Source organism: Kribbella polygonati (assembly GCF_050320105.1).
Lineage (GTDB): Bacteria > Actinomycetota > Actinomycetes > Propionibacteriales > Kribbellaceae > Kribbella.
The window spans coordinates 5,451,672-5,469,149 of sequence record NZ_CP190129.1 but is presented as its reverse complement, the minus strand read 5'-3'; the positions used below and the strand labels follow the sequence as shown (position 1 = coordinate 5,469,149).

23 protein-coding genes are annotated in these 17,478 nt (G+C 68.9%); 15 read left to right on the top strand and 8 right to left on the bottom strand.

Annotated elements, in window-relative coordinates; translation table 11 throughout:
• Positions 1 to 60 precede the first annotated feature (60 nt).
• Positions 61 to 672 (top strand): flavin reductase family protein, encoded by a 612-nt coding sequence (locus ACQHIV_RS25875; protein ID WP_427885916.1) that lies wholly within the window; start codon positions 61 to 63, stop codon positions 670 to 672.
• Between the two features lie 2 nt (positions 673 to 674).
• On the opposite strand, the gene ACQHIV_RS25870 is transcribed toward ACQHIV_RS25875, so the two are convergent.
• Complete coding sequence (locus ACQHIV_RS25870) at positions 675 to 1,631, bottom strand: hypothetical protein (protein ID WP_427885914.1); 957 nt, start codon at positions 1,629 to 1,631, stop codon at positions 675 to 677.
• 175 nt (positions 1,632 to 1,806) lie between these two features.
• Between ACQHIV_RS25870 and ACQHIV_RS25865 the strand changes: the two genes are divergently transcribed.
• Positions 1,807 to 2,316 (top strand): acyl-CoA thioesterase, encoded by a 510-nt coding sequence (locus ACQHIV_RS25865; RefSeq protein ID WP_427885912.1) that lies wholly within the window; start codon positions 1,807 to 1,809, stop codon positions 2,314 to 2,316.
• A 191-nt stretch (positions 2,317 to 2,507) separates the two neighbouring features.
• Here ACQHIV_RS25865 and ACQHIV_RS25860 read toward each other — a convergent pair whose 3' ends face one another.
• Complete coding sequence (locus ACQHIV_RS25860; protein ID WP_427885911.1) at positions 2,508 to 3,125, bottom strand: TetR/AcrR family transcriptional regulator; 618 nt, start codon at positions 3,123 to 3,125, stop codon at positions 2,508 to 2,510.
• A gap of 54 nt (positions 3,126 to 3,179) precedes the next feature.
• Between ACQHIV_RS25860 and ACQHIV_RS25855 the strand changes: the two genes are divergently transcribed.
• The 9 genes from ACQHIV_RS25855 (at position 3,180) to ACQHIV_RS25815 (ending at position 9,654) form a co-directional block, all read left to right on the top strand.
• Positions 3,180 to 4,217, top strand: coding sequence for a DMT family transporter (locus ACQHIV_RS25855; RefSeq protein ID WP_427885909.1), 1,038 nt, complete (start codon positions 3,180 to 3,182; stop codon positions 4,215 to 4,217).
• The gene (locus tag ACQHIV_RS25850) at positions 4,105 to 4,518 is read left to right on the top strand and encodes a MarR family winged helix-turn-helix transcriptional regulator (RefSeq protein WP_427885907.1); all 414 of its coding nucleotides are present in this window, start codon (positions 4,105 to 4,107) and stop codon (positions 4,516 to 4,518) included. The genes ACQHIV_RS25855 and ACQHIV_RS25850 overlap by 113 nt, the downstream gene beginning before the upstream one ends.
• Position 4,519: 1 nt before the next feature.
• A complete protein-coding gene (locus tag ACQHIV_RS25845; protein ID WP_427885906.1) occupies positions 4,520 to 5,758 on the top strand; it encodes a glycoside hydrolase family 3 N-terminal domain-containing protein in 1,239 nt (412 codons plus the stop codon).
• Positions 5,755 to 6,090 carry a YidH family protein gene (locus ACQHIV_RS25840; protein ID WP_427885904.1) on the top strand — a complete coding sequence of 112 codons (336 nt, stop codon included), beginning with the start codon at positions 5,755 to 5,757 and terminating at the stop codon, positions 6,088 to 6,090. Before ACQHIV_RS25845 ends, ACQHIV_RS25840 begins: the two co-directional genes overlap by 4 nt.
• An 8-nt stretch (positions 6,091 to 6,098) precedes the next feature.
• Positions 6,099 to 6,407 carry a DUF202 domain-containing protein gene (locus ACQHIV_RS25835; RefSeq protein WP_427885902.1) on the top strand — a complete coding sequence of 103 codons (309 nt, stop codon included), beginning with the start codon at positions 6,099 to 6,101 and terminating at the stop codon, positions 6,405 to 6,407.
• Between the two features lie 140 nt (positions 6,408 to 6,547).
• Positions 6,548 to 7,180, top strand: a complete 633-nt coding sequence (locus ACQHIV_RS25830) for a DUF47 domain-containing protein (protein WP_427885900.1) — start codon at positions 6,548 to 6,550, stop codon at positions 7,178 to 7,180.
• A gap of 2 nt (positions 7,181 to 7,182) precedes the next feature.
• Positions 7,183 to 8,181 (top strand): inorganic phosphate transporter, encoded by a 999-nt coding sequence (locus tag ACQHIV_RS25825; RefSeq protein ID WP_427885898.1) that lies wholly within the window; start codon positions 7,183 to 7,185, stop codon positions 8,179 to 8,181.
• Between the two features lie 89 nt (positions 8,182 to 8,270).
• Complete coding sequence (locus ACQHIV_RS25820; protein ID WP_427885896.1) at positions 8,271 to 9,407, top strand: inorganic phosphate transporter; 1,137 nt, start codon at positions 8,271 to 8,273, stop codon at positions 9,405 to 9,407.
• A gap of 13 nt (positions 9,408 to 9,420) precedes the next feature.
• Positions 9,421 to 9,654 (top strand): hypothetical protein, encoded by a 234-nt coding sequence (locus ACQHIV_RS25815; RefSeq protein WP_325041535.1) that lies wholly within the window; start codon positions 9,421 to 9,423, stop codon positions 9,652 to 9,654.
• On the opposite strand, the gene ACQHIV_RS25810 is transcribed toward ACQHIV_RS25815, so the two are convergent.
• Both ACQHIV_RS25810 and ACQHIV_RS25805 read right to left on the bottom strand, forming a co-directional pair.
• The gene (locus ACQHIV_RS25810) at positions 9,655 to 10,179 is read right to left on the bottom strand and encodes a hypothetical protein (RefSeq protein ID WP_427885894.1); all 525 of its coding nucleotides are present in this window, start codon (positions 10,177 to 10,179) and stop codon (positions 9,655 to 9,657) included. It lies immediately after the preceding gene.
• 117 nt (positions 10,180 to 10,296) lie between these two features.
• The gene (locus tag ACQHIV_RS25805; RefSeq protein WP_427885893.1) at positions 10,297 to 11,049 is read right to left on the bottom strand and encodes a lysophospholipid acyltransferase family protein; all 753 of its coding nucleotides are present in this window, start codon (positions 11,047 to 11,049) and stop codon (positions 10,297 to 10,299) included.
• Between the two features lie 149 nt (positions 11,050 to 11,198).
• On the opposite strand from ACQHIV_RS25805, the gene thiC reads away from it, so the two are divergent.
• The 3 genes from thiC (at position 11,199) to ACQHIV_RS25790 (ending at position 14,081) form a co-directional block, all read left to right on the top strand.
• Positions 11,199 to 12,800: a phosphomethylpyrimidine synthase ThiC gene (gene thiC, locus ACQHIV_RS25800; protein WP_427885891.1), complete on the top strand. Its 1,602-nt coding sequence runs from the start codon at positions 11,199 to 11,201 to the stop codon at positions 12,798 to 12,800.
• Between the two features lie 130 nt (positions 12,801 to 12,930).
• Positions 12,931 to 13,530, top strand: a complete 600-nt coding sequence (locus ACQHIV_RS25795; RefSeq protein ID WP_427896553.1) for a transposase — start codon at positions 12,931 to 12,933, stop codon at positions 13,528 to 13,530.
• Positions 13,527 to 14,081: a hypothetical protein gene (locus ACQHIV_RS25790; RefSeq protein ID WP_427885889.1), complete on the top strand. Its 555-nt coding sequence runs from the start codon at positions 13,527 to 13,529 to the stop codon at positions 14,079 to 14,081. The genes ACQHIV_RS25795 and ACQHIV_RS25790 overlap by 4 nt, the downstream gene beginning before the upstream one ends.
• On the opposite strand, the gene ACQHIV_RS25785 is transcribed toward ACQHIV_RS25790, so the two are convergent.
• A complete protein-coding gene (locus tag ACQHIV_RS25785) occupies positions 14,073 to 14,513 on the bottom strand; it encodes an RDD family protein (protein WP_427885887.1) in 441 nt (146 codons plus the stop codon). The genes ACQHIV_RS25790 and ACQHIV_RS25785 overlap by 9 nt on opposite strands.
• A gap of 174 nt (positions 14,514 to 14,687) precedes the next feature.
• Entirely contained in the window at positions 14,688 to 15,446 is a 759-nt protein-coding gene (locus ACQHIV_RS25780) for an RDD family protein (protein ID WP_427885885.1), read from the bottom strand.
• 106 nt (positions 15,447 to 15,552) lie between these two features.
• Between ACQHIV_RS25780 and ACQHIV_RS25775 the strand changes: the two genes are divergently transcribed.
• Complete coding sequence (locus tag ACQHIV_RS25775) at positions 15,553 to 15,993, top strand: DUF2752 domain-containing protein (RefSeq protein ID WP_427885883.1); 441 nt, start codon at positions 15,553 to 15,555, stop codon at positions 15,991 to 15,993.
• A gap of 33 nt (positions 15,994 to 16,026) precedes the next feature.
• Here ACQHIV_RS25775 and ACQHIV_RS25770 read toward each other — a convergent pair whose 3' ends face one another.
• The gene (locus ACQHIV_RS25770) at positions 16,027 to 16,554 is read right to left on the bottom strand and encodes a DUF4190 domain-containing protein (protein WP_427885881.1); all 528 of its coding nucleotides are present in this window, start codon (positions 16,552 to 16,554) and stop codon (positions 16,027 to 16,029) included.
• Between the two features lie 138 nt (positions 16,555 to 16,692).
• Positions 16,693 to 17,469: a phosphate ABC transporter ATP-binding protein PstB gene (gene pstB / locus ACQHIV_RS25765; protein ID WP_427885879.1), complete on the bottom strand. Its 777-nt coding sequence runs from the start codon at positions 17,467 to 17,469 to the stop codon at positions 16,693 to 16,695.
• Positions 17,470 to 17,478: the final 9 nt, after the last annotated feature.

The window sequence follows — 17,478 nt, the reverse complement described above, 5'->3', positions numbered from 1 at the left end:
CGCAGAGGCGGGTACGGCGACATCCACCGAGTTTGATGTACTGCGGGCGTGCGTGTCGATATGGATCCGGAGAGCGCCGGGCGCCGGGAGTTCTATGCACTGCTGAACTCCGTGGTCGTCCCGCGGCCGATCGCGTGGGTGTCGAGCCGCTCCGCCGCCGGAGTGCTGAACCTGGCGCCGCACTCGTTCTTCACGGTCGCGTCCGTGCAGCCGCCGATGGTGCAGTTCACCTCGGTCGGCCGCAAGGACAGCCTGAACAACGTCGAGGCGACCGGTGAGTTCGTGGTCAACTTCGCCGCCGAACCGCTCTACGAGCAGGTGAACGCCTCCGGGACGAACTTCCCGCCGGAAGTCTCGGAGTTCGAGGCGATCGGCGTCACCGCCGAGCCGTCCCGGACGATCGCCGTACCGCGGGTCGCGGAGTCGCCGGTCGCGCTCGAGTGCACGCTCCACACCACGCTGCCGATCGGCGACTGCACGCTGGTCATCGGGCAGGTCCGGCATCTCGCGATCGACGCCGCCATGCTGGACGGCAACCATCCGGACGTCCATCGGCTCCGTCCGCTCGCCCGGCTCGGCAAGGACGAATGGAGCACGCTTGGCGAGGTCCGCGAGATCTCGCGGATCCGCTATGCCGACTGGCCTGGTCATTTCACACCTCCAACTGGTTGAGATCAGCGGGTCTCTTCACGGATCGCGAGCCGACGCGCGAGCGCTTCGAGCTCGGCCGACGGCCGCACCCGCAAGCCATCGGTCAGTGGAGTGGTGGCGCGGTGCCAGACCAGCTCGGGCGTCACCAGATGGACCTCCGGAGACAGCGGACCCGGATCGCGGTCGTAGCAGCGGGCCGCGAGATTCAGCATCAGGCCCAGCGCCGGGAGCACGCTGAGGTCCTCGATGACGTGCAGCATCAGCGCGTCGCGGGCGGGAAGCGCGGCGAGCACGCCGTACGGCGCGTGCTGCACCTGCAGGCTCTCGCGGAGCACAGTGTCGAGGACGAGCGCGCGGGAGGCGGCGTACCCGTTCCCGCTGACCAACGCGATCCGGATGTCATGGTTGTCGAGGTACGTCACCTGGTCCTGGAGCCGGCGGAGATTGGTGAGGCCGAACCGGTCGGCGTCCGGCGGGCTCACCGACAGGTCGTCAGGCTCCAGGAACATGGTGATCAGGCCGTCGTCGACCGTGGACGGCACGGCGACCAGCCCGGGCAGGAAGTCCGGCCGGTCTGCGGACCAGTCGGCCGGCAACGCGTCGCGAGCCACGATCCGCTGGATCAGTTGACGCTCGGGATCGTCCGGCGGCGCCGGTGCGCCCGCACGGAACTGGCCGATGATCGTGGCAACGTGGTCCGCGACGATCTCGGGCCAGCGGTCCTCCTCGAAGTGGGCGACGACGCGGGCCAGATTGCTGATCCCGAGCACCGGTTCGCCGGCGGATCTCGCCGCCGGCACCAGCGCGGCGTCGCCGCGATAGGTGAGCGGCACGCCGAGCTCGGCGGCCGCCGTCAGTGCGAGCTGGATCATCCGGTCGGCCTGCCGCCGGGTCAGCGGTGGCAGCATCGGGTCGGGGAGGCCCGGACGGTCGTGGCAGTAGTCGTTGCCGTGGGCATGTTCGGTGGTGTCGACGGGCATCGCTGGCCTCCAGATCGGCGGAGCTGCGGGGGAAGTCGGCAGAGAAGGTACGAGGATCGGGCTCGCCTGGAACCGCCGATCGGGACCTGTGGACAACCGGCCGGATACGCTGCGGCAGTCGTACCGGAGAGTCCGGCAGGAATGTCCCGGCAGGAAAGTCCCAAGGAGAATGCGCATGTCCAGCAGCCCGGCGTCGCGGCCGACCTCGGAGACGCGGCTGTCGCTGTCGCACATCACCGCGCAGAACGAGACCAACCTGCTCGGTACCGTGCACGGCGGGGTGATCATGACGCTGGTCGACTCGGCCGCGGGCGTTGTCGCCGCGCGGCACTCCGGTGGTGCGGCGGTGACCGCGTCGATGGACGAGATGGTGTTCCTGGTTCCGGTCCGGGTCGGTGACGTCGTGCACTTCAGCGCGCAGGTGAACTGGACCGGGCGCAGTTCGATGGAGGTCGGTGTGCGGATCACCGCGGACCGGTGGGACGCGGTCGGACCGCAGGTGCACGTCGCGTCGGCGTACCTGGTGTTCGTGGCGGTGGACGAGAACGGGCAGCCGCGCGCGGTGCCGCAGGTGCAGCCGGTCACCGACGAGGACCGGCGCCGGCTCCGGGAGGCGGAGATCCGCCGCAGTCACCGGCTCGCGCGCCGGGCCGCGATCATCGCCTCACGCGAGGGCAACAACTGAACGCGCCGGCAACTGGGCGGTGGCCGAGGTTGAGTGCCTGGCGGCTGAGCGACCGGGCAGTTGAGCGTCCCGGCGACTGGGCGGCCGACGGCTGAGTGGCCGGCAACGGGCGTCTGGCAACTCGGCGCCTCGCGGCCGGCAACTGGGCGGGCGACGGCTGAGTGGGCGGCAGTTGGGCGGTTGGGTGGGACTCAGTGCGGGGGTGGTTGGTGGGGCCAGTTGGTGAGGAGGTCGGATGCTGCTCGGGCTGCTACCTCTGGTGCCGTGGTCATTGCTGCGACCCGGTAGCTGACGAGCGCTCCCTCGTGGAGCAGTAGCAGGCGGTCGGCCAGCTCAGCTGGATTCGCGAATCCGGCGGCCCGTGCCTGTGCCTCGAACTCTGCGCGCAGCCACTGTTTCTGGCCGACGATCACCGGCATCGCCGGATGGTCAGGCGCGGCCAGTTCGACGCTCGCGTTGATGAAGCCGCACCCGTTCCGTGACCCGGCCAGCCAGTCCGTCAGGGCCGCGAACAGCGCCAGGATCGTCGCCTCGGGCGTGGCCGGGTTCCGCTCGGCCAGTTGGTCGTCGAGGAACCGGTGCCAGGTCCGGTCCCGTTCCTCCAGGTACGCCGCGATCAGCCGGTCCTTCGAGCCGAACCGGTCGTACAGCGTCTTCTTGGTCACGTCCGCGGCCGCGGCGATCGCGTCGACGCCGACGGTCCGGATCCCCTGCTCGTAGAACAGGGTCGAGGCGGCCGCCAGGATCCGCTCGCCCGCGGGTGTCAGCCGCGGCGCCGCGGGCACGCGTCGGTCCACGAGCAGTCTCATCTGCCGGTCCAGCATACTGACAGTATACCGACCGGTGTGGTTACTGTCCTGGACATGAAGGTACTGAGCTTGGCCGCCGGCGCCGGTTTCGTCGTGTTCTGGAGCTGCGGCTTCATCGGCGCGCGCTGGGGAACGGAGTACACGAACGCGTTCGACCTGCTCGCCTGGCGGTTCCTGGTCGCGGGCGCGCTCGCGGTAGTGATCCTCGCCGTACGCCGGCCGCGGATCTCCCGGCGGGACCTGGCGACCCAGGTGTGGATGGCGTTCCTGACCCAGTTCGTCTACCTGGGCCTGATCTTCACCGGGATCGACCACGGCATCACCGCCGGGGTGACCGCGCTGATCGGCTCGCTGCAGCCGATCCTGATCGCGACCGTCGCGGGGCCGCTGCTCGGCGAACAGGTGAACCGTCGCCAGTGGCTCGGCCTGGTCCTCGGTCTCGTAGGCGTCGGCCTCGTCGTCGCCGACGACCTCGGCGCCGGCCACGGCTCGCCAATGCTGTTCCTGGTACCGATCGGCGGCCTCCTCGGTCTGGTCGGAGGCACGTGCCTCGAGCGGAAACGCCGTCCCAGTACGAGCTCGCTCGAGGCTCTGGCTATCCAGAGCCTCACCTCGGCGGTCCTGTTCACCGCATTGGCCGCGTCGACCAACAAGCTGACGGTGCCGAGCGAGCCCGGCTTCTACGGTGCTGTCGTCTGGCTGGTTCTGCTGGCGACGGGCGGTGGTTGGGGCCTGTACCTGGTGAACCTCAAGCTCTCCGGTGCCACGAGGATCAGCTCGCTGCTCTATCTCGTTCCACCGACCACGATGCTGTTCGCGTTCTTGATCTTCGGCGAGACGATCGGTGTCCTCGCGGTCGTCGGCATGCTGATCTGTGCTGCCGCCGTACTGCGGATACGCTGCGGGGATGGCGGAACCCCGGTGGCTGAACCAGACGGAAGCGCAGGCGTGGCGTGCGTACATCGCGGCGCAGCGCGTAGTGAGCAGCCGGATCGAGCAGCAGTTGCAGCGCGACGCGGGCATTCCGCACACGTACTACGAGATTCTCGTCCGGCTGTCCGAGGCGCCGGGCAACCGCCTGCGGATGAGTGAACTGGCCGTCGCGACGCTCGGCTCCCGCAGCCGGCTCTCGCACGCGGTCAGCCGCCTCGAGCAGAACGGCTGGGTACGGCGCGAGGGCATCGAGTCCGACCGCCGCGGGCAGGTCGCGATCCTCACCGAGCTCGGCCGGCAGAAGCTGGTCGACACGGCTCCTGGGCACGTCGAGGAGGTACGGACGTCGATCTTCGACGCGCTCACCCCCGAGCAGGTCGAGCAGCTGTACGACGTGTGCGCGACGCTGGCGCGGCACTCGGGTGACACCGTGGACCGCGCGGCGTGGGAGCGAAGCTGAGATGAGACGCCCGGTCGCGCTGATCGCGCTGACTGCACTCGTCGTCGCCGGTTGCGGCGGCAAAGGCTCCCAACCGACAGCAGGACCGAGCACCGTCCCGTCGTCGACGGTCCCGGTGACCGAAGAACCGGGCAGCCCGGCCACCACACCCACCGCGAACACACCGAGCCCGACCCAAACACCGACGCCGACCCAAGCGCCGAGCTGTGTCGACCAGAAGCTCACGGCGCTCACCCTCCGCGAGCAGGCCGGTCAGTTGATCATGACCGGCATCGACGGCACCGGTATGACCTCCGCCCAGCGCGCCGTCGTACAGCAGCAGAAGTCCGGCGGCGTGTTCCTGGTCGGCAACGGTGGCAGCCTGGCAAGCACCCGTACGGCGATGGCCGCGGTGCGGTCGGCGGCCACCGTCGAAGGCGTCCGCCCGTTCGTCGCGGCCGATCAGGAGGGCGGCAAGATCCAGCGGCTCAAAGGCCCTGGGTTCGACCGCATCCCGGCCGCGACGGTCCAGGGCACCTGGTCGAGCTCGAAGCTCACCGCGCAGGCCCAGGACTGGGGCAGTCAGCTGAAGCAGGCCGGCGTCAACGTCGACCTCGCGCCGGTCGCCGACGTCGTACCCGCGTCGCTCAAGTCGCAGAACGCGCCGGTCGGCCAACTGGACCGCGAGTACGGCGACACGCCGCAGCAGGCGGGTCAGGGCGTCACGGCGTTCGTCCAGGGCATGCGCAAGGCCGGGATCGCGACCTCGGTGAAGCACTTCCCGGGCCTGGGCCGGGTGCGCGGCAACACCGACTTCGCGGCCGGCGTGGTCGACAACGTCACGGTCCGCGGTGACGCGGACCTGCAGCCGTTCGCGGACGGGATCAAGGCCGGTACGTCGATGGTGATGGTGTCGACCGTGACGTACAGCAGGATCGACCCGAAGAACCGGGCCGTCTTCTCGCCGACCGTGATCCAGGGCATGATCCGCGGCGATCTCGGCTGGCAGGGCGTGGTGATCACCGACGACGTCGGCTCGGCCGCGGAGGTGAAGGCGGTCCCGGCCGGCGAGCGGGCGACCCGGTTCGTGGCGGCCGGCGGCGACATCGTGATCAACGCCGAGTCCGGGCTGACCGCGACGATGGTGAACGCGCTGGTCGCCAAGGCCCAGCAGGACAAGCTGTTCGCCGCGCAGCTGACGAGTAGCGTGCGGCGTGTGCTGACCCTCAAACAGGACTACGGCCTCGTGAGCTGCGAATGAGTGAGGAAGAAGAGCCCGACTACCGGTTCACCCTCGCGAACGAGCGCACCTACCTGGCGTACCTGCGGACCGCGCTCGCCTGCTACGCCGGCGGCCTGTCCGCGGTGCAGTTCCTCGACCTCGGCCCGGACCGCTGGCCGGCCCGGATCATCGGGATCGTGCTGGTCCTCACCGGAATCGTCACCACCGCCGGAGCGTTCCGGCGCTGGCAGCTGAACCTGACCGCGATCCGTCGCGGCGGTGCGCTGCCGGCCAGCCGGCTGCCGCTGATGCTGGGGGCAACGATCGCGACGGTCGGCCTGATCGGGCTGCTGTTCTCGCTCTGGCGATGAGTGTGGGAATGAGCACACCGGATCCAGGACGGCAGCCGGAGCGGACGTTGCTCGCGTGGCGCCGTACCGCCCTCGGACTGATTGCCAACGGCACGCTGTTGCTCGCCTCCGGCCACGGGTCGTCAGAGGTCCGGACCGGTCTCGGAATCGTCGTTCTGGTGCTCTCCCTGGGCTGCTGGACCGCGGTGAGCGCCGTCTACCGGCGGTCCAAGGGCGGTGCCGTGCACCACCTCGGGCACGAGCAGGTGCTCCGGGTCGCGGCCGGTCTGGTGCTCGTCGTCGGGCTCTTCGACCTGTACGCCGTACTCACCCGGTGAAACCGATCGGTCACCTATCGTGAATGATGTGAAAGGCCAGTTCATAACGACGCGATACGTTGACCCGGCCGGATGCCGCGTCAGCGGTCCGTTCCCCCTAGCATGTTCACGGTTTGTCCCTCGTTCACCCGGAGCTTGAAGTGCCGTTACGTCTGCGTCCGAACGACCCGACGTTCTACGACCTTTTCACCGAGTCCGCCAACCACCTCGTGGACGGATCCCGGATCCTGGCGGAGCTGCTCGGCAGTACGGCGGGCACCGGGCTGTCCGCCAGCCACCAGATCGCCGCCCAGATGAAGGACGCGGAACACGCGGCCGACGAGACCACGCACTCGATCATCCGGCGGGTCAACTCGACGTTCGTGACGCCGTTCGACCGGGAGGACATCTACCGGCTGGCCTCGGACCTCGACGACGTCATGGACTTCATGGAGGAGGCGGTCGACACCATCCACCTCTTCAACCTGGAGAAGCTGCCGGAGGAGGTCGCCGAGCAGATCGAGGTGCTCCAGCGGGCCGCCCAGCTGACCGCCGAGACGATGCCGCGGCTGCGCACCATGAAGGACCTGGCCGAGTACTGGATCGAGATCAACCGGCTGGAGAACACCGGCGACGCGGTCCACCGCCGGGTGATCGCGAAGCTGTTCAGCGGCGACTACGAGGCGCTGACCGTGATGAAGCTGAAGACCGTGGTCGACCTGCTGGAGGCGGCGATCGACGCGTTCGAGCATGTCGCCAACACGGTCGAGCAGATCGCCGTCAAGGAGAGCTGAGCGTGGAGCTCACGCTCGTCATCGCCGTCGTCGTCATCGCGTTGGCCTTCGACTACACCAACGGCTTCCACGACGCCGCGAACGCGATCGCGACCTCGGTGTCCACCCGGGCGCTGACCCCGCGGGTGGCGCTGGCGATGGCGGCGGCCTGCAACTTCCTCGGCGCGCTGGCCGGTACCGAGGTGGCCGACACCATCGGCAAGGGCATCATCACCGCGCCGAGCGGCAAGCACGGTCTGGTGATCGTGATCGCGGCCCTGATCGGTGCCATCACCTGGAACCTGATCACCTGGTACTTCGGTCTGCCCAGCTCCTCGACGCACGCGCTGATCGGTGGGCTGGTCGGCGCCGGCCTGGCCTCGACCAGCACGGTGCTGTGGTCCGGGATCGTCGACAAGGTCGTCATCCCGATGGTGCTGTCGCCCGCGGTCGGCTTCACCGGTGCGTTCCTGCTGATGGTCGCGATCCTCTGGCTCTTCCGGCGCAGCAATCCGGGCAAGACCACACGCGGCTTCCGGATGGCGCAGTCGGTGTCGGCCGCCGCGATGGCGCTCGGGCACGGTCTGCAGGACGCGCAGAAGACGATGGGCGTCATCTTCCTCGCGCTGGTCACCACCGGCCACGCGCAGCACAGCGACGGTATTCCGCTGTGGGTCAAGTTCGCCGCGGCGACCGCGATCTCGCTCGGGACGTACTCCGGTGGCTGGCGGATCATGCGGACCCTCGGGCGGCGGATCATCCACCTGGACCCGGCCCGCGGGTTCGCCTCCGAGGCGGTGTCGGCCCTGGTCCTGTACGTGATGGCGATCGCTCTGCACGCCCCGGTTTCGACCACCCACACGATCACCTCCGCGGTGATGGGTGCCGGCGCCACCAAGCGGCTGTCCGCGGTCCGCTGGGGCGTCGCCAAGGGCATCGTCACCGCCTGGGTCCTGACCATCCCTGCCGCCGGCATCGTGGCCGCCCTCGTCTACGGCCTGGTCCATCTGGTCTTGGAGTAAATTCCCTGGACCGGTTCATTTCAAATTCACTCACCAGGCCTACCGTCGATCAAGGCTGCTGATCGTCCGCCCAGGGGAAGTGATCGCGTATGGACCTGTCGTTCCTCGTCGTCGTGGTGATCGTCACCGCGTTGGTGTTCGACTTCACCAACGGGTTCCACGACACAGCAAATGCGATGGCGACGTCGATCGCCACCGGCGCACTGAAGCCCAAGGTCGCGGTCGCGGTGTCCGCGGTGCTGAACCTGGTCGGCGCGTTCATCTCCACCGAGGTGGCCAAGACGATCTCCAGCGGCATCGTCGACGACGCCAAGGTGACCGTCCCGGTGATCTTCGGCGGCCTGGTCGGCGCCATCCTCTGGAACCTGATGACCTGGTACGTCGGCCTGCCGAGCTCCTCGTCGCACGCGCTCTTCGGCGGGCTGATCGGCGCCACCTGGATCGCGTCCGGGAGCAGCGCCGTACATTTCGGCACCGTCGTACAGAAGATCATCATCCCGGCCGTCGCGGCCCCGATCGTGGCCGGTGTGGTGGCGCTGCTCGGGACCTTCCTGGCGTACAAGATCACCGCCCGGGCCCGGAAGAAGTCGGTCGAGGACGGCTTCCGCGCCGGCCAGATCGCGTCCGCGTCGCTGGTGTCGCTGGCGCACGGCACCGGTGACGCGCAGAAGACGATGGGTGTCATCACGCTGGTGCTGATCACGTCGGGCAGCCTGCACTCCGGCGCCCGGCCGCCGATCTGGGTGATCCTGGCGGCCGGTACGGCGATCGCGCTCGGCACCTACCTCGGCGGCTGGCGGATCATCCGGACGATGGGCAAGGGCCTGGCCGAGATCGAGTCGCCGCAGGGCTTCTCCGCGGAGACCAGCTCCACGTCGGTGCTGCTGATCTCGTCGCACCTGGGCTTCCCGCTGTCCACCACGCAGGTCTGCTCGGGCAGCATCCTCGGCGCGGGTCTCGGCAAGCGGCTCGCCGAGGTGCGCTGGACGGTCGCCGGCCGGATGGCCGTGGCCTGGCTGCTGACCCTGCCGGCTGCCGCGATCGTCGGCGCGCTGGCCGGCGAGGTGGCCGACTCCGGCAACCTCGGCGTCGCGATCATCGCGGTACTGGCGATCGCCGCCGGTGGCGCGATCTACGCGGCCTCCCGGCGCCGCCCGGTGACCTCGGACAACGTCAACGAGTACCCGAGCTCGACCCCCGCCGCGACCACGCCCGCGGCGGCCTGAGAGGAGTACGGCGATGCACATCAACTGGAGCGCCCTCGGTGAGGTCGCACTGGTCAGCCTGATCTTCGGTGTCGGCCTGGCGGTGCTGTTCGCGTTCGGGGTCACCGCGATGTCGCGGCGTGCGGTAGCGATCGACGAGAAGCGGCAGCCGTCGTTCGTGGACACCGGCGTTGCTGCGCTGTGTTTCGCGGCCTGTCTCGCGGCTGTGCTCTACGGGCTGTACCTGATCATCCCGCAGTTCCACTAGCTAGCGGTTCCAGCGGCGTACAGCCTTGGCGACGTCCCTAGCGCGGATGGAGCCGAGGTTGTACTCCCATGCGGCCAGCAGGCGGCTGCCGAGCACCTCTGCGTCCAAGAACGTGCGCGGGCGTACGGCGACCGCCCAGGTGGCCGCGGCCGCGTGCCCCTGCTGGTGGAGCAGGTGGTCGACGGTGGCCTCGATACTGGCGCTCTGCTCGTCCGGCAGGCCGTCCGTGGCCCACTCCTGGACGATCTGCGGGTCGTCGGCCGTCATCCGCGCCAGGTAGGTCAGCGGGCCGCGCCAGAAGCCCTTGCTGCCGATGCTGTCCAGGGTCTCCAGCGGGAACCAGCCGTTCTGGTTGCGCCGGCCGTTGACCGCGGACTCGATCTCGCGGGCGCGGTCGTCGGTCAGGTCCCGGGTCGCCCAGTCCACGAAGTACGCGCCGGCGTCCGGGATGTGCTCGGCCACGTGCGGCGCAGGCGTCAGCGCACCGGGCTCGAAAAGATGCAGCTCTTCCGGTGAATCGAACACTTCCCTGCCCCCGCCTGCTCGAGTACGCGGGCCGCGGCAGCAGCCCGCCGACCAGGTACCCCCCAGGTGCCTGTCACGTCAACGAATGCTCTTCGTACCCTCGATCCGCCCCGAGGGTCAAGAGCTCCTCCGCCGTTCGGCCCGTCGCTCGAGCTCCTCCCGGTCCAGCCGCTCCGCCTCCTCCGGGGTGGGCGCGCCGCCGCCGTACGCGGCCGGCAGCCACCAGGCGCCCTCCGGCTGCTCCGGGTACCCGCGGATGCTCTCGTCGAGCATCCCGGCCATCGTCGAGCGCAGCCGGGCGGTCGCCTCCGCCGGGTCGTCGTCCGGCGTCACGGTGAGCGGCGCGCCGATGCTGATCGAGATCGGGCGGTGCCGGGTGAAGTCCCGCGGGTGGTCCTTGGTGAACATCCGCTGGGTGCCCCACAGGATCATCGGCAGCACCGGTACGCCGGCCTCCGCCGCCATCCGGACCGTGCCGGACTTGAACTCCTTCAGCTCGAACGAGCGGCTGATCGTGGCCTCCGGGAACACCCCGACCAGCTCGCCGGCCCGCAGGTAGTCGACGGCCGTCCGGTACGACGCGGCGCCGGCCTCGCGGTCCACCGGGATGTGGTGCATGCCGCGCATCAGCGGACCGGAGTACCGGTTCCGGAACAGCACCTCCTTGGCCATGAAGCGGACCAGCCGCTTCGCCGGCACCGCGCCGTACCCGCCGAGGATGAAGTCGACGTAGCTGATGTGGTTGATCGCGATCAGTGCGCCGCCGGTCTGCGGGACGTGCTCGGTCCCGGTCCGGCGGATCTTCAGATCCAGGGCCAAGAAGGCGGTCTTGGCGAAGCCGATGACGGGTGGGTAGACGAGGTCTCGCATGACCCGATTATGGTGGGCGCTGACAACTAGAGACCGCGGGAGCTCGCACCGTAGTGGGCTGAGAGGGCGGCTGGACCCAGGAATCTGACCTGGCCGGCGCCGCCGACCGCAGAACCTGTCCGGGTAATTCCGGCGTAGGGAGCAGCAGCATGGTCAATGTCAGCACCGGTCCCATCTCGGGGTCGGAGAAGATCTATCGCGGCGAGCTCGGCGTACCGGCGCGGCGCGTCAACCTCACCAACGGCGAGTACTTCGACCTCTACGACACGTCGGGTCCGTACACCGACGCGTCCGCGCGGATCGACGTACAGGCCGGTCTGCCGCCGTTGCGGCGGGACTGGATCGCCGGTCGCACCGGGCTGACCCAGCTCGGGCACGCGCGGGCCGGGACGATCACCGAGGAGATGCGGTACGTCGCCGTCCGGGAAGGGCTCGAGCCGGAGTTCGTCCGGGCGGAGGTGGCCCGCGGCCGGGCCGTGATCCCGGCGAACCGCTGCCACCCGGAGAGCGAACCGATGATCATCGGGAAGAAGTTCCTGGTGAAGGTGAACGCGAACATCGGCAACTCGGCCGTGTCCTCCTCGATCGAGGACGAGGTCGAGAAGCTCGTCTGGGCGACCCGGTGGGGCGCCGACACGGTGATGGACCTGTCCACCGGGAAGAACATCCACGAGACCCGCGAGTGGATCCTGCGGAACTCGCCGGTGCCGATCGGTACGGTCCCGCTCTACCAGGCGCTGGAGAAGGTGAAGGGCGATCCGGCGGCGCTGTCGTGGGAGGTGTACCGCGAGACCGTGATCGAGCAGTGCGAGCAGGGCGTGGACTACATGACCGTGCACGCCGGCGTCCTGCTGCGGTACGTGCCGCTGACCGCGCGGCGGATCACCGGGATCGTGTCGCGGGGCGGGTCGATCATGGCCGCGTGGTGCCTCGCGCATCACCAGGAGTCCTTCCTGTACACGCATTTCGCGGAGCTGTGCGAGATCCTGCGGGAGTACGACGTGACGTTCTCGCTCGGCGACGGGCTGCGGCCCGGGTGCATCGCGGACGCGAACGACGAGGCGCAGTTCGCCGAGCTGCGGACGCTGGGGGAGCTGACCCGGATCGCCTGGGACCACGACGTACAGGTGATGATCGAGGGTCCGGGGCACGTGCCGATGCACAAGATCGCGGAGAACGTACGGCTCGAGGAGGAGCTGTGCGGCGAGGCGCCGTTCTACACATTGGGGCCGTTGGCAACTGATGTGGCGCCGGCCTACGACCACATCACGTCGGCGATCGGCGCGGCGCAGATCGGCTGGCTGGGTACGGCGATGCTCTGCTACGTCACGCCCAAGGAACACCTCGGCCTGCCGGACCGCGACGACGTCAAGACCGGCGTGATCACGTACAAGATCGCGGCCCACGCGGCCGATCTGGCGAAGGGCCACCCCGGTGCGCAGGCCTGGGACGACACGTTGTCCAAGGCAAGGTTCGAGTTCCGCTGGGAGGATCAGTTCAACCTCTCGCTGGACCCGGACACCGCCCGCTCCTTCCATGACGAGACCCTGCCCGCCGAACCCGCGAAGACCGCACACTTCTGCTCGATGTGCGGCCCGAAGTTCTGCTCGATGCGGATCACCGCCGACATCCGCAAGTACGCCGAGGAACGCGGCCTGACCTCGGCCGAAGCCATCGAAGCCGGCTTCGCCGAGATGTCCGATACCTTCCGCTCCACCGACCAGAAGCTCTACCTGCCGATCGCGGACTGACCGCGGCCCCGGTCCGGCCCGGCCTCCCGGGCCGGATACGGGGAGTGATCGGGGTGAATCGGTTCAGGTTTTGGCCTTCACTCTGCGTGAATAAGGTTGTAGCCTTAACCCGTCGGAAGGAGGTGCGGTGATGGTCTTCGTTCTCACGGTAGATCAGCGGGGCAGCCGAAGCACGAGTGATCTCGTACCCGAGCTACTGACCGCCCTGAACCACCGGCCGCGGCGGACCGGGTTGTTGCGGAAGTTCGAGCGGACCGCCGGAGACGAGGTGCAGGGCGTGCTGGACGAGGCCCGGGCGACCGTCGACGTGATCGTGGAGCTGTTGCGGTCGGACAGCTGGTACGTCGGCCTCGGTGTCGGCGAGGTGAGCGAACCGCTGCCGCGCAGTACCAGGGCCGGCAGCGGGGACGCGTTCGTGTTCGCCCGGGAGGCGGTGACGCGGGCCAAGTCGAGCCCGCACCACGTGAACGTGGTCGGAGCGGACCCACACAGCGCGGAGCAGGTGGAAACGGTGCTGTGGTTGATGGCGTCCGTACTGCGGCGCCGTAGCGAGCGCGGGTGGGCCGTGGCCGACCTGTTGGCCGAAGGACTCACCAGGCGGGAGATCGGCGTGAAACTCGGCATCAGCCAGTCGGCAGTCACCCAACGGGCCCAAGCGGCCGGGTATGCCGAGGAGCAGCGCGGCCGGGTGCTCGCCGCGGACCTCCTCCACCACGGGGTCGCTGCGTGACGGCCCTGGTCCTCTCGCTGACCGCGGTCGCGCTCGTTCTCGCCGTACTGGCGTGGATCCCCAAGTCGGGGTCCAACCCCGAGATCGTCATCAGCGGCGTCATGCTCGCCTGCCTGGCGGCTGTCGGCGTACTGCTGCTCGTCAGCAACGGTGTGGCCGGCTGGGCGGAGCACTGGTGGGACGTGCTGCTCCTGGTCGCCGGAGGGCTCGCGGTGGCCGGGGGAGGGCCGCTGACGACGTCTGTGCTGGCTTTGGCGGACAGGCGCAGTACACACGCGCAATCCACGCAGAAAGCTGGAGAGGTGCTGCGTGGCGGCGCTCTGATCGGTGCGCTCGAACGGCTGGCCGTCTACGCGTCGCTGGTGGCGGGCTGGCCGGAGGGCATTGCGATCGTGCTGGCCATCAAGGGCCTCGCTAGGTATCCAGAGCTGCGCAGCCCGGACCAGCCGGCCTCCGTCACCCCGCAGGCCGTCGCAGAACGCTTCATCATCGGCACTTTCACCAGCGTCCTGTGGGCAGTCACCTGCGCGGGCCTCTTACGGTCACACTGACTGCACGACGTAGGTGTTGACGACCTTGTCGTGCCAGGTCTGCTTCTTGTCGTCCCAGAGGGGCCAGAGCGAGTCCAGGAAGCAGGCGTTGTTGAAGATGCCGCTGAGGAACTCCCGGAGGAAGGCGCGGCCGGCTCCGATGGGCTGGCCGGTTGCTGAGTCGACCAGGCGGAGGTGCAGGATGCTCTTGCCGATGCTCTGGCCGGTCTTGCCCTGGCGGAAGACCCGGTTCCACAGGCCCAGCCCGAGACTGGCCGCGAAGCCGACCAGGCAGACGACCCCCACGAGCGGCGGCATCGAGTCGTCCGCGGAATCGTTGGCCGACTGACTGATGGCCGTCCCGATCATCGCGCCGTACCCGAGCAGGATGGGGATCCCGGAGACCAGCCCGTCGATCAACGACGCGCCCACCCGCGGCAACCAGTCCGCCATCGGCGGCATCGGCGGCCCGTATCCGTAACCAGGCTGCCCGTAAGGTCCGTACGGCTGCTGCCCGTAAGGCTGTTGGCCGTATGGCTGTCCGTAAGCGCTCATTCGAGAGGTCCGTTCTGCTGGGAAAGCAGGACGCCGCGGCCAGTTGCGGGCCGCGGCGTCCAGGAGTTGCGGTCAGACCTTGACGACGTACGAGTGGTTGAGCTTGTCCGCGAAGGTCTGCTTCTTCTCGTCCCACAGCGGCCACAGGAAGCCCAGGTAGCAGGGCAGGCCGTCGAGGATGTGGGTGATGTCGCGCAGGATCGTCTTGCCGATGCCGAGCGGCTGACCGGTGTCGGCGCCGACCAGCTTGATGTTGACGATCTTCTTGCCCCACGTCTGGCCGGTCTGGCCCTGCTGGATCCAGCGGTTGTAGACGAACAGGCCGAGGCTGATCAGTGACAGGATCAGGCTGATGATGCTCACGCCGGTGCTCGAGTTGTTGCTCAGCGCGTTGCCGATACCGCTCGGGATGCCGACGATGAATCCGTCGATCAGGTAGCCGCCGACACGGAGCGGCCAGCTCGCCAGCTCACCGGACGGCGCACCGCCGTACCCGTAACCGGCCTGCCCGTACTGACCAGGCTGACCGGGGAAGCCGGGCTGCTGCCCGTACTGTCCCGGCTGCTGCGGGTACCCGGGCTGCTGCCCGTAACCCGGCTGCTGACCGTACCCAGGCTGCTGCCCATACTGCCCAGGCTGCTGGCCATAACCCGGCTGCTGCCCATAGCCCGGCTGCTGCTGCCCGTACCCGGGCTGCTGGCCGTACTGTCCCGGCTGTCCGGGCTGTTGACCGTACTGACCCTGTCCGGGCTGCTGCCCGTACTGGCCCGGCTGACCGGGCTGCTGGGGGTCTTGCGGGCCGTAACCCGGTGGTGGCGTCGGAGTGCTCACGACGATCCCTTCTGGCGATGGTGCGTTGAGGAGTGAGTTGCAGGCTAGTCGTCGGACGGATCAGATCCGCCGACGGATCCACCTGTTCGAGAGATACCTTTGGGTCGTGAGCGTCTCGCAGAGCGTCGTCCTCCGGCCCACCGGTCCGGTCCAGCCGCTGGACCGCCGGGTGTGGGGCCTGACCTCCGTCGGCGTCGGCGGGTTCCTGCTGGCCGGGGTGTACCAGTTGTCCGGGCAGCGGATCGGCATCCCGTGCGTGCTGCACGCGACCACCGGCCTGAACTGCCCGCTCTGCGGGTCGACGCGGATGGCCGCGGCCATGCTCCGCGGCGACTTCGGCGGCGCCTGGCACTTCAACCCCGTGGTGTTCGTGCTCGGCCCGCTGATCGGCGTCGCCGTCGGCTACCAGGTGCTCGTCTGGGCGCTCGAGTCGCTCCACCTGGTCAAACTGCCGCGGCTGCGGATGAGCCGCCGGGCCGCCGACTGGACTGTCTACGGCATTGTCGCCCTGTTCATCGTGTACGGCGTCGCGCGCAACCTGGTCTGACCGGCGGGCGACACCTGCCGCCCGCCGTACCGGCTACTGGTTCTGCAGCCGGACGATCGTGCTGATGATGCCGATGACCAGCGCGACGATGCCGCCGATCCACGCGACCCGCGCCAGCGTGTCGGACTGACCCTGCTCGCGGAACTTGCCCTGCGCGACGAAGCCCAGGACGATCGCGGCCGGGGAACAGCAGAACCAGCAGACGATGCCGATGATCGACAGGATCTTCGGCGTGTTGCTCGGCGGCGTGACGTTGCCGTAGCCGTTGCCACCGGGGTACTGACCGTAGCCGCCAGGCTGCTGGCCATAGCCGCCAGGCTGCTGCCCGTACCCGCCGGGCTGCTGCTGGCCGTACGCACCAGGCTGCTGCTGCCCATAGCCACCGGGCTGCTGCTGCCCGTAGCCGCCAGGCTCCTGCTGACCGTAACCTGGCTGCTGGCCGTAGCCCGGTTGACCTGGCTGACCAGGCTGGCCGTACTGACCCGGCTGCTGGCCGGGGTAGCCCTCCGGTCCGGTCGGGTTGTTCTGGTCGTCGCCGGGAGGTGGCGTCGGTGTGCTCACCGCGGTTCCCTTCTGAGAACGTCGTGGAATCAGCGCAGCCTATCTTTTCCGCAGGTTCGCAGTCATGCCCCCACTCCGGGGCCCGGAAACGGCAACGGCCGCCACGACAGGGCGTCGCGGCGGCCGTAACGGTACGGATCAGCCGAAGCGGCCGGTGATGTAGTCCTCGGTCGCCTTCTCGGTGGGGTTGGAGAAGATCTGCTTGGTCGGAGCCATCTCGATCAGCCGGCCCGGCTTGCCGGTCGCGGCCAGGTTGAAGAACGCGGTCTGGTCGGAGACCCGGGCCGCCTGCTGCATGTTGTGCGTGACGATGACGACCGTGAACTTGTCCTTCAGCTTCTCGATCAGGTCCTCGATCGCCAGCGTGGAGATCGGGTCCAGGGCCGAGCAGGGCTCGTCCATCAGGATCACCTCGGGCTCGACCGCGATCGCCCGGGCGATGCAGAGCCGCTGCTGCTGACCGCCGGACAGGCCCGCGCCGGGCTTGTCCAGCCGGTCCTTGACCTCGTTCCACAGGTTGGCGCCCTGCAGGGACTGCTCGACCACCTCGGTGAGCTTCTTCTTGTCCTTGACGCCGTTCAGCTTCAGCCCGGACGCGACGTTGTCGAAGATCGACATCGTCGGGAACGGGTTCGGCCGCTGGAACACCATGCCGACGACGCGGCGGACCGCGACCGGGTCGACCCCGTTGCCGTACAGGTCCTGCTGGTCCAGCGTCACCTTGCCCTCGACGCGGGCACCGGGGATCACCTCGTGCATCCGGTTCAGGGTCCGCAGGAAGGTGGACTTGCCGCAGCCGGACGGGCCGATGAACGCGGTGACCGAGCGGGGCTCGATCGTCATCGACACGTCCTCGACGGCCTTGAAGTCGCCGTAGTAGACGTTGAGGCCGCTGACCTCGATGCGCTTAGCCATAACGGAAAG

Excerpts from the sequence above, each read along its gene's own strand:
- ACQHIV_RS25835 (WP_427885902.1), top strand. The coding sequence starts at position 6,099 with ATGAGCACACCGGATCCAGGACGGCAGCCGGAGCGGACGTTGCTCGCG.
- ACQHIV_RS25870 (WP_427885914.1), bottom strand. The coding sequence starts at position 1,631 with ATGCCCGTCGACACCACCGAACATGCCCACGGCAACGACTACTGCCAC.
- pstB (WP_427885879.1), bottom strand. The coding sequence starts at position 17,469 with ATGGCTAAGCGCATCGAGGTCAGCGGCCTCAACGTCTACTACGGCGAC.
- ACQHIV_RS25820 (WP_427885896.1), top strand. The coding sequence starts at position 8,271 with ATGGACCTGTCGTTCCTCGTCGTCGTGGTGATCGTCACCGCGTTGGTG.
- ACQHIV_RS25795 (WP_427896553.1), top strand. The coding sequence starts at position 12,931 with ATGGTCTTCGTTCTCACGGTAGATCAGCGGGGCAGCCGAAGCACGAGT.
- ACQHIV_RS25845 (WP_427885906.1), top strand. The coding sequence starts at position 4,520 with ATGAGACGCCCGGTCGCGCTGATCGCGCTGACTGCACTCGTCGTCGCC.
- ACQHIV_RS25860 (WP_427885911.1), bottom strand. The coding sequence starts at position 3,125 with ATGAGACTGCTCGTGGACCGACGCGTGCCCGCGGCGCCGCGGCTGACA.
- ACQHIV_RS25840 (WP_427885904.1), top strand. The coding sequence starts at position 5,755 with ATGAGTGAGGAAGAAGAGCCCGACTACCGGTTCACCCTCGCGAACGAG.
- ACQHIV_RS25875 (WP_427885916.1), top strand. The coding sequence starts at position 61 with ATGGATCCGGAGAGCGCCGGGCGCCGGGAGTTCTATGCACTGCTGAAC.
- ACQHIV_RS25785 (WP_427885887.1), bottom strand. The coding sequence starts at position 14,513 with ATGGCGGACTGGTTGCCGCGGGTGGGCGCGTCGTTGATCGACGGGCTG.
- ACQHIV_RS25805 (WP_427885893.1), bottom strand. The coding sequence starts at position 11,049 with ATGCGAGACCTCGTCTACCCACCCGTCATCGGCTTCGCCAAGACCGCC.
- thiC (WP_427885891.1), top strand. The coding sequence starts at position 11,199 with ATGGTCAATGTCAGCACCGGTCCCATCTCGGGGTCGGAGAAGATCTAT.
- ACQHIV_RS25815 (WP_325041535.1), top strand. The coding sequence starts at position 9,421 with ATGCACATCAACTGGAGCGCCCTCGGTGAGGTCGCACTGGTCAGCCTG.
- ACQHIV_RS25865 (WP_427885912.1), top strand. The coding sequence starts at position 1,807 with ATGTCCAGCAGCCCGGCGTCGCGGCCGACCTCGGAGACGCGGCTGTCG.
- ACQHIV_RS25855 (WP_427885909.1), top strand. The coding sequence starts at position 3,180 with ATGAAGGTACTGAGCTTGGCCGCCGGCGCCGGTTTCGTCGTGTTCTGG.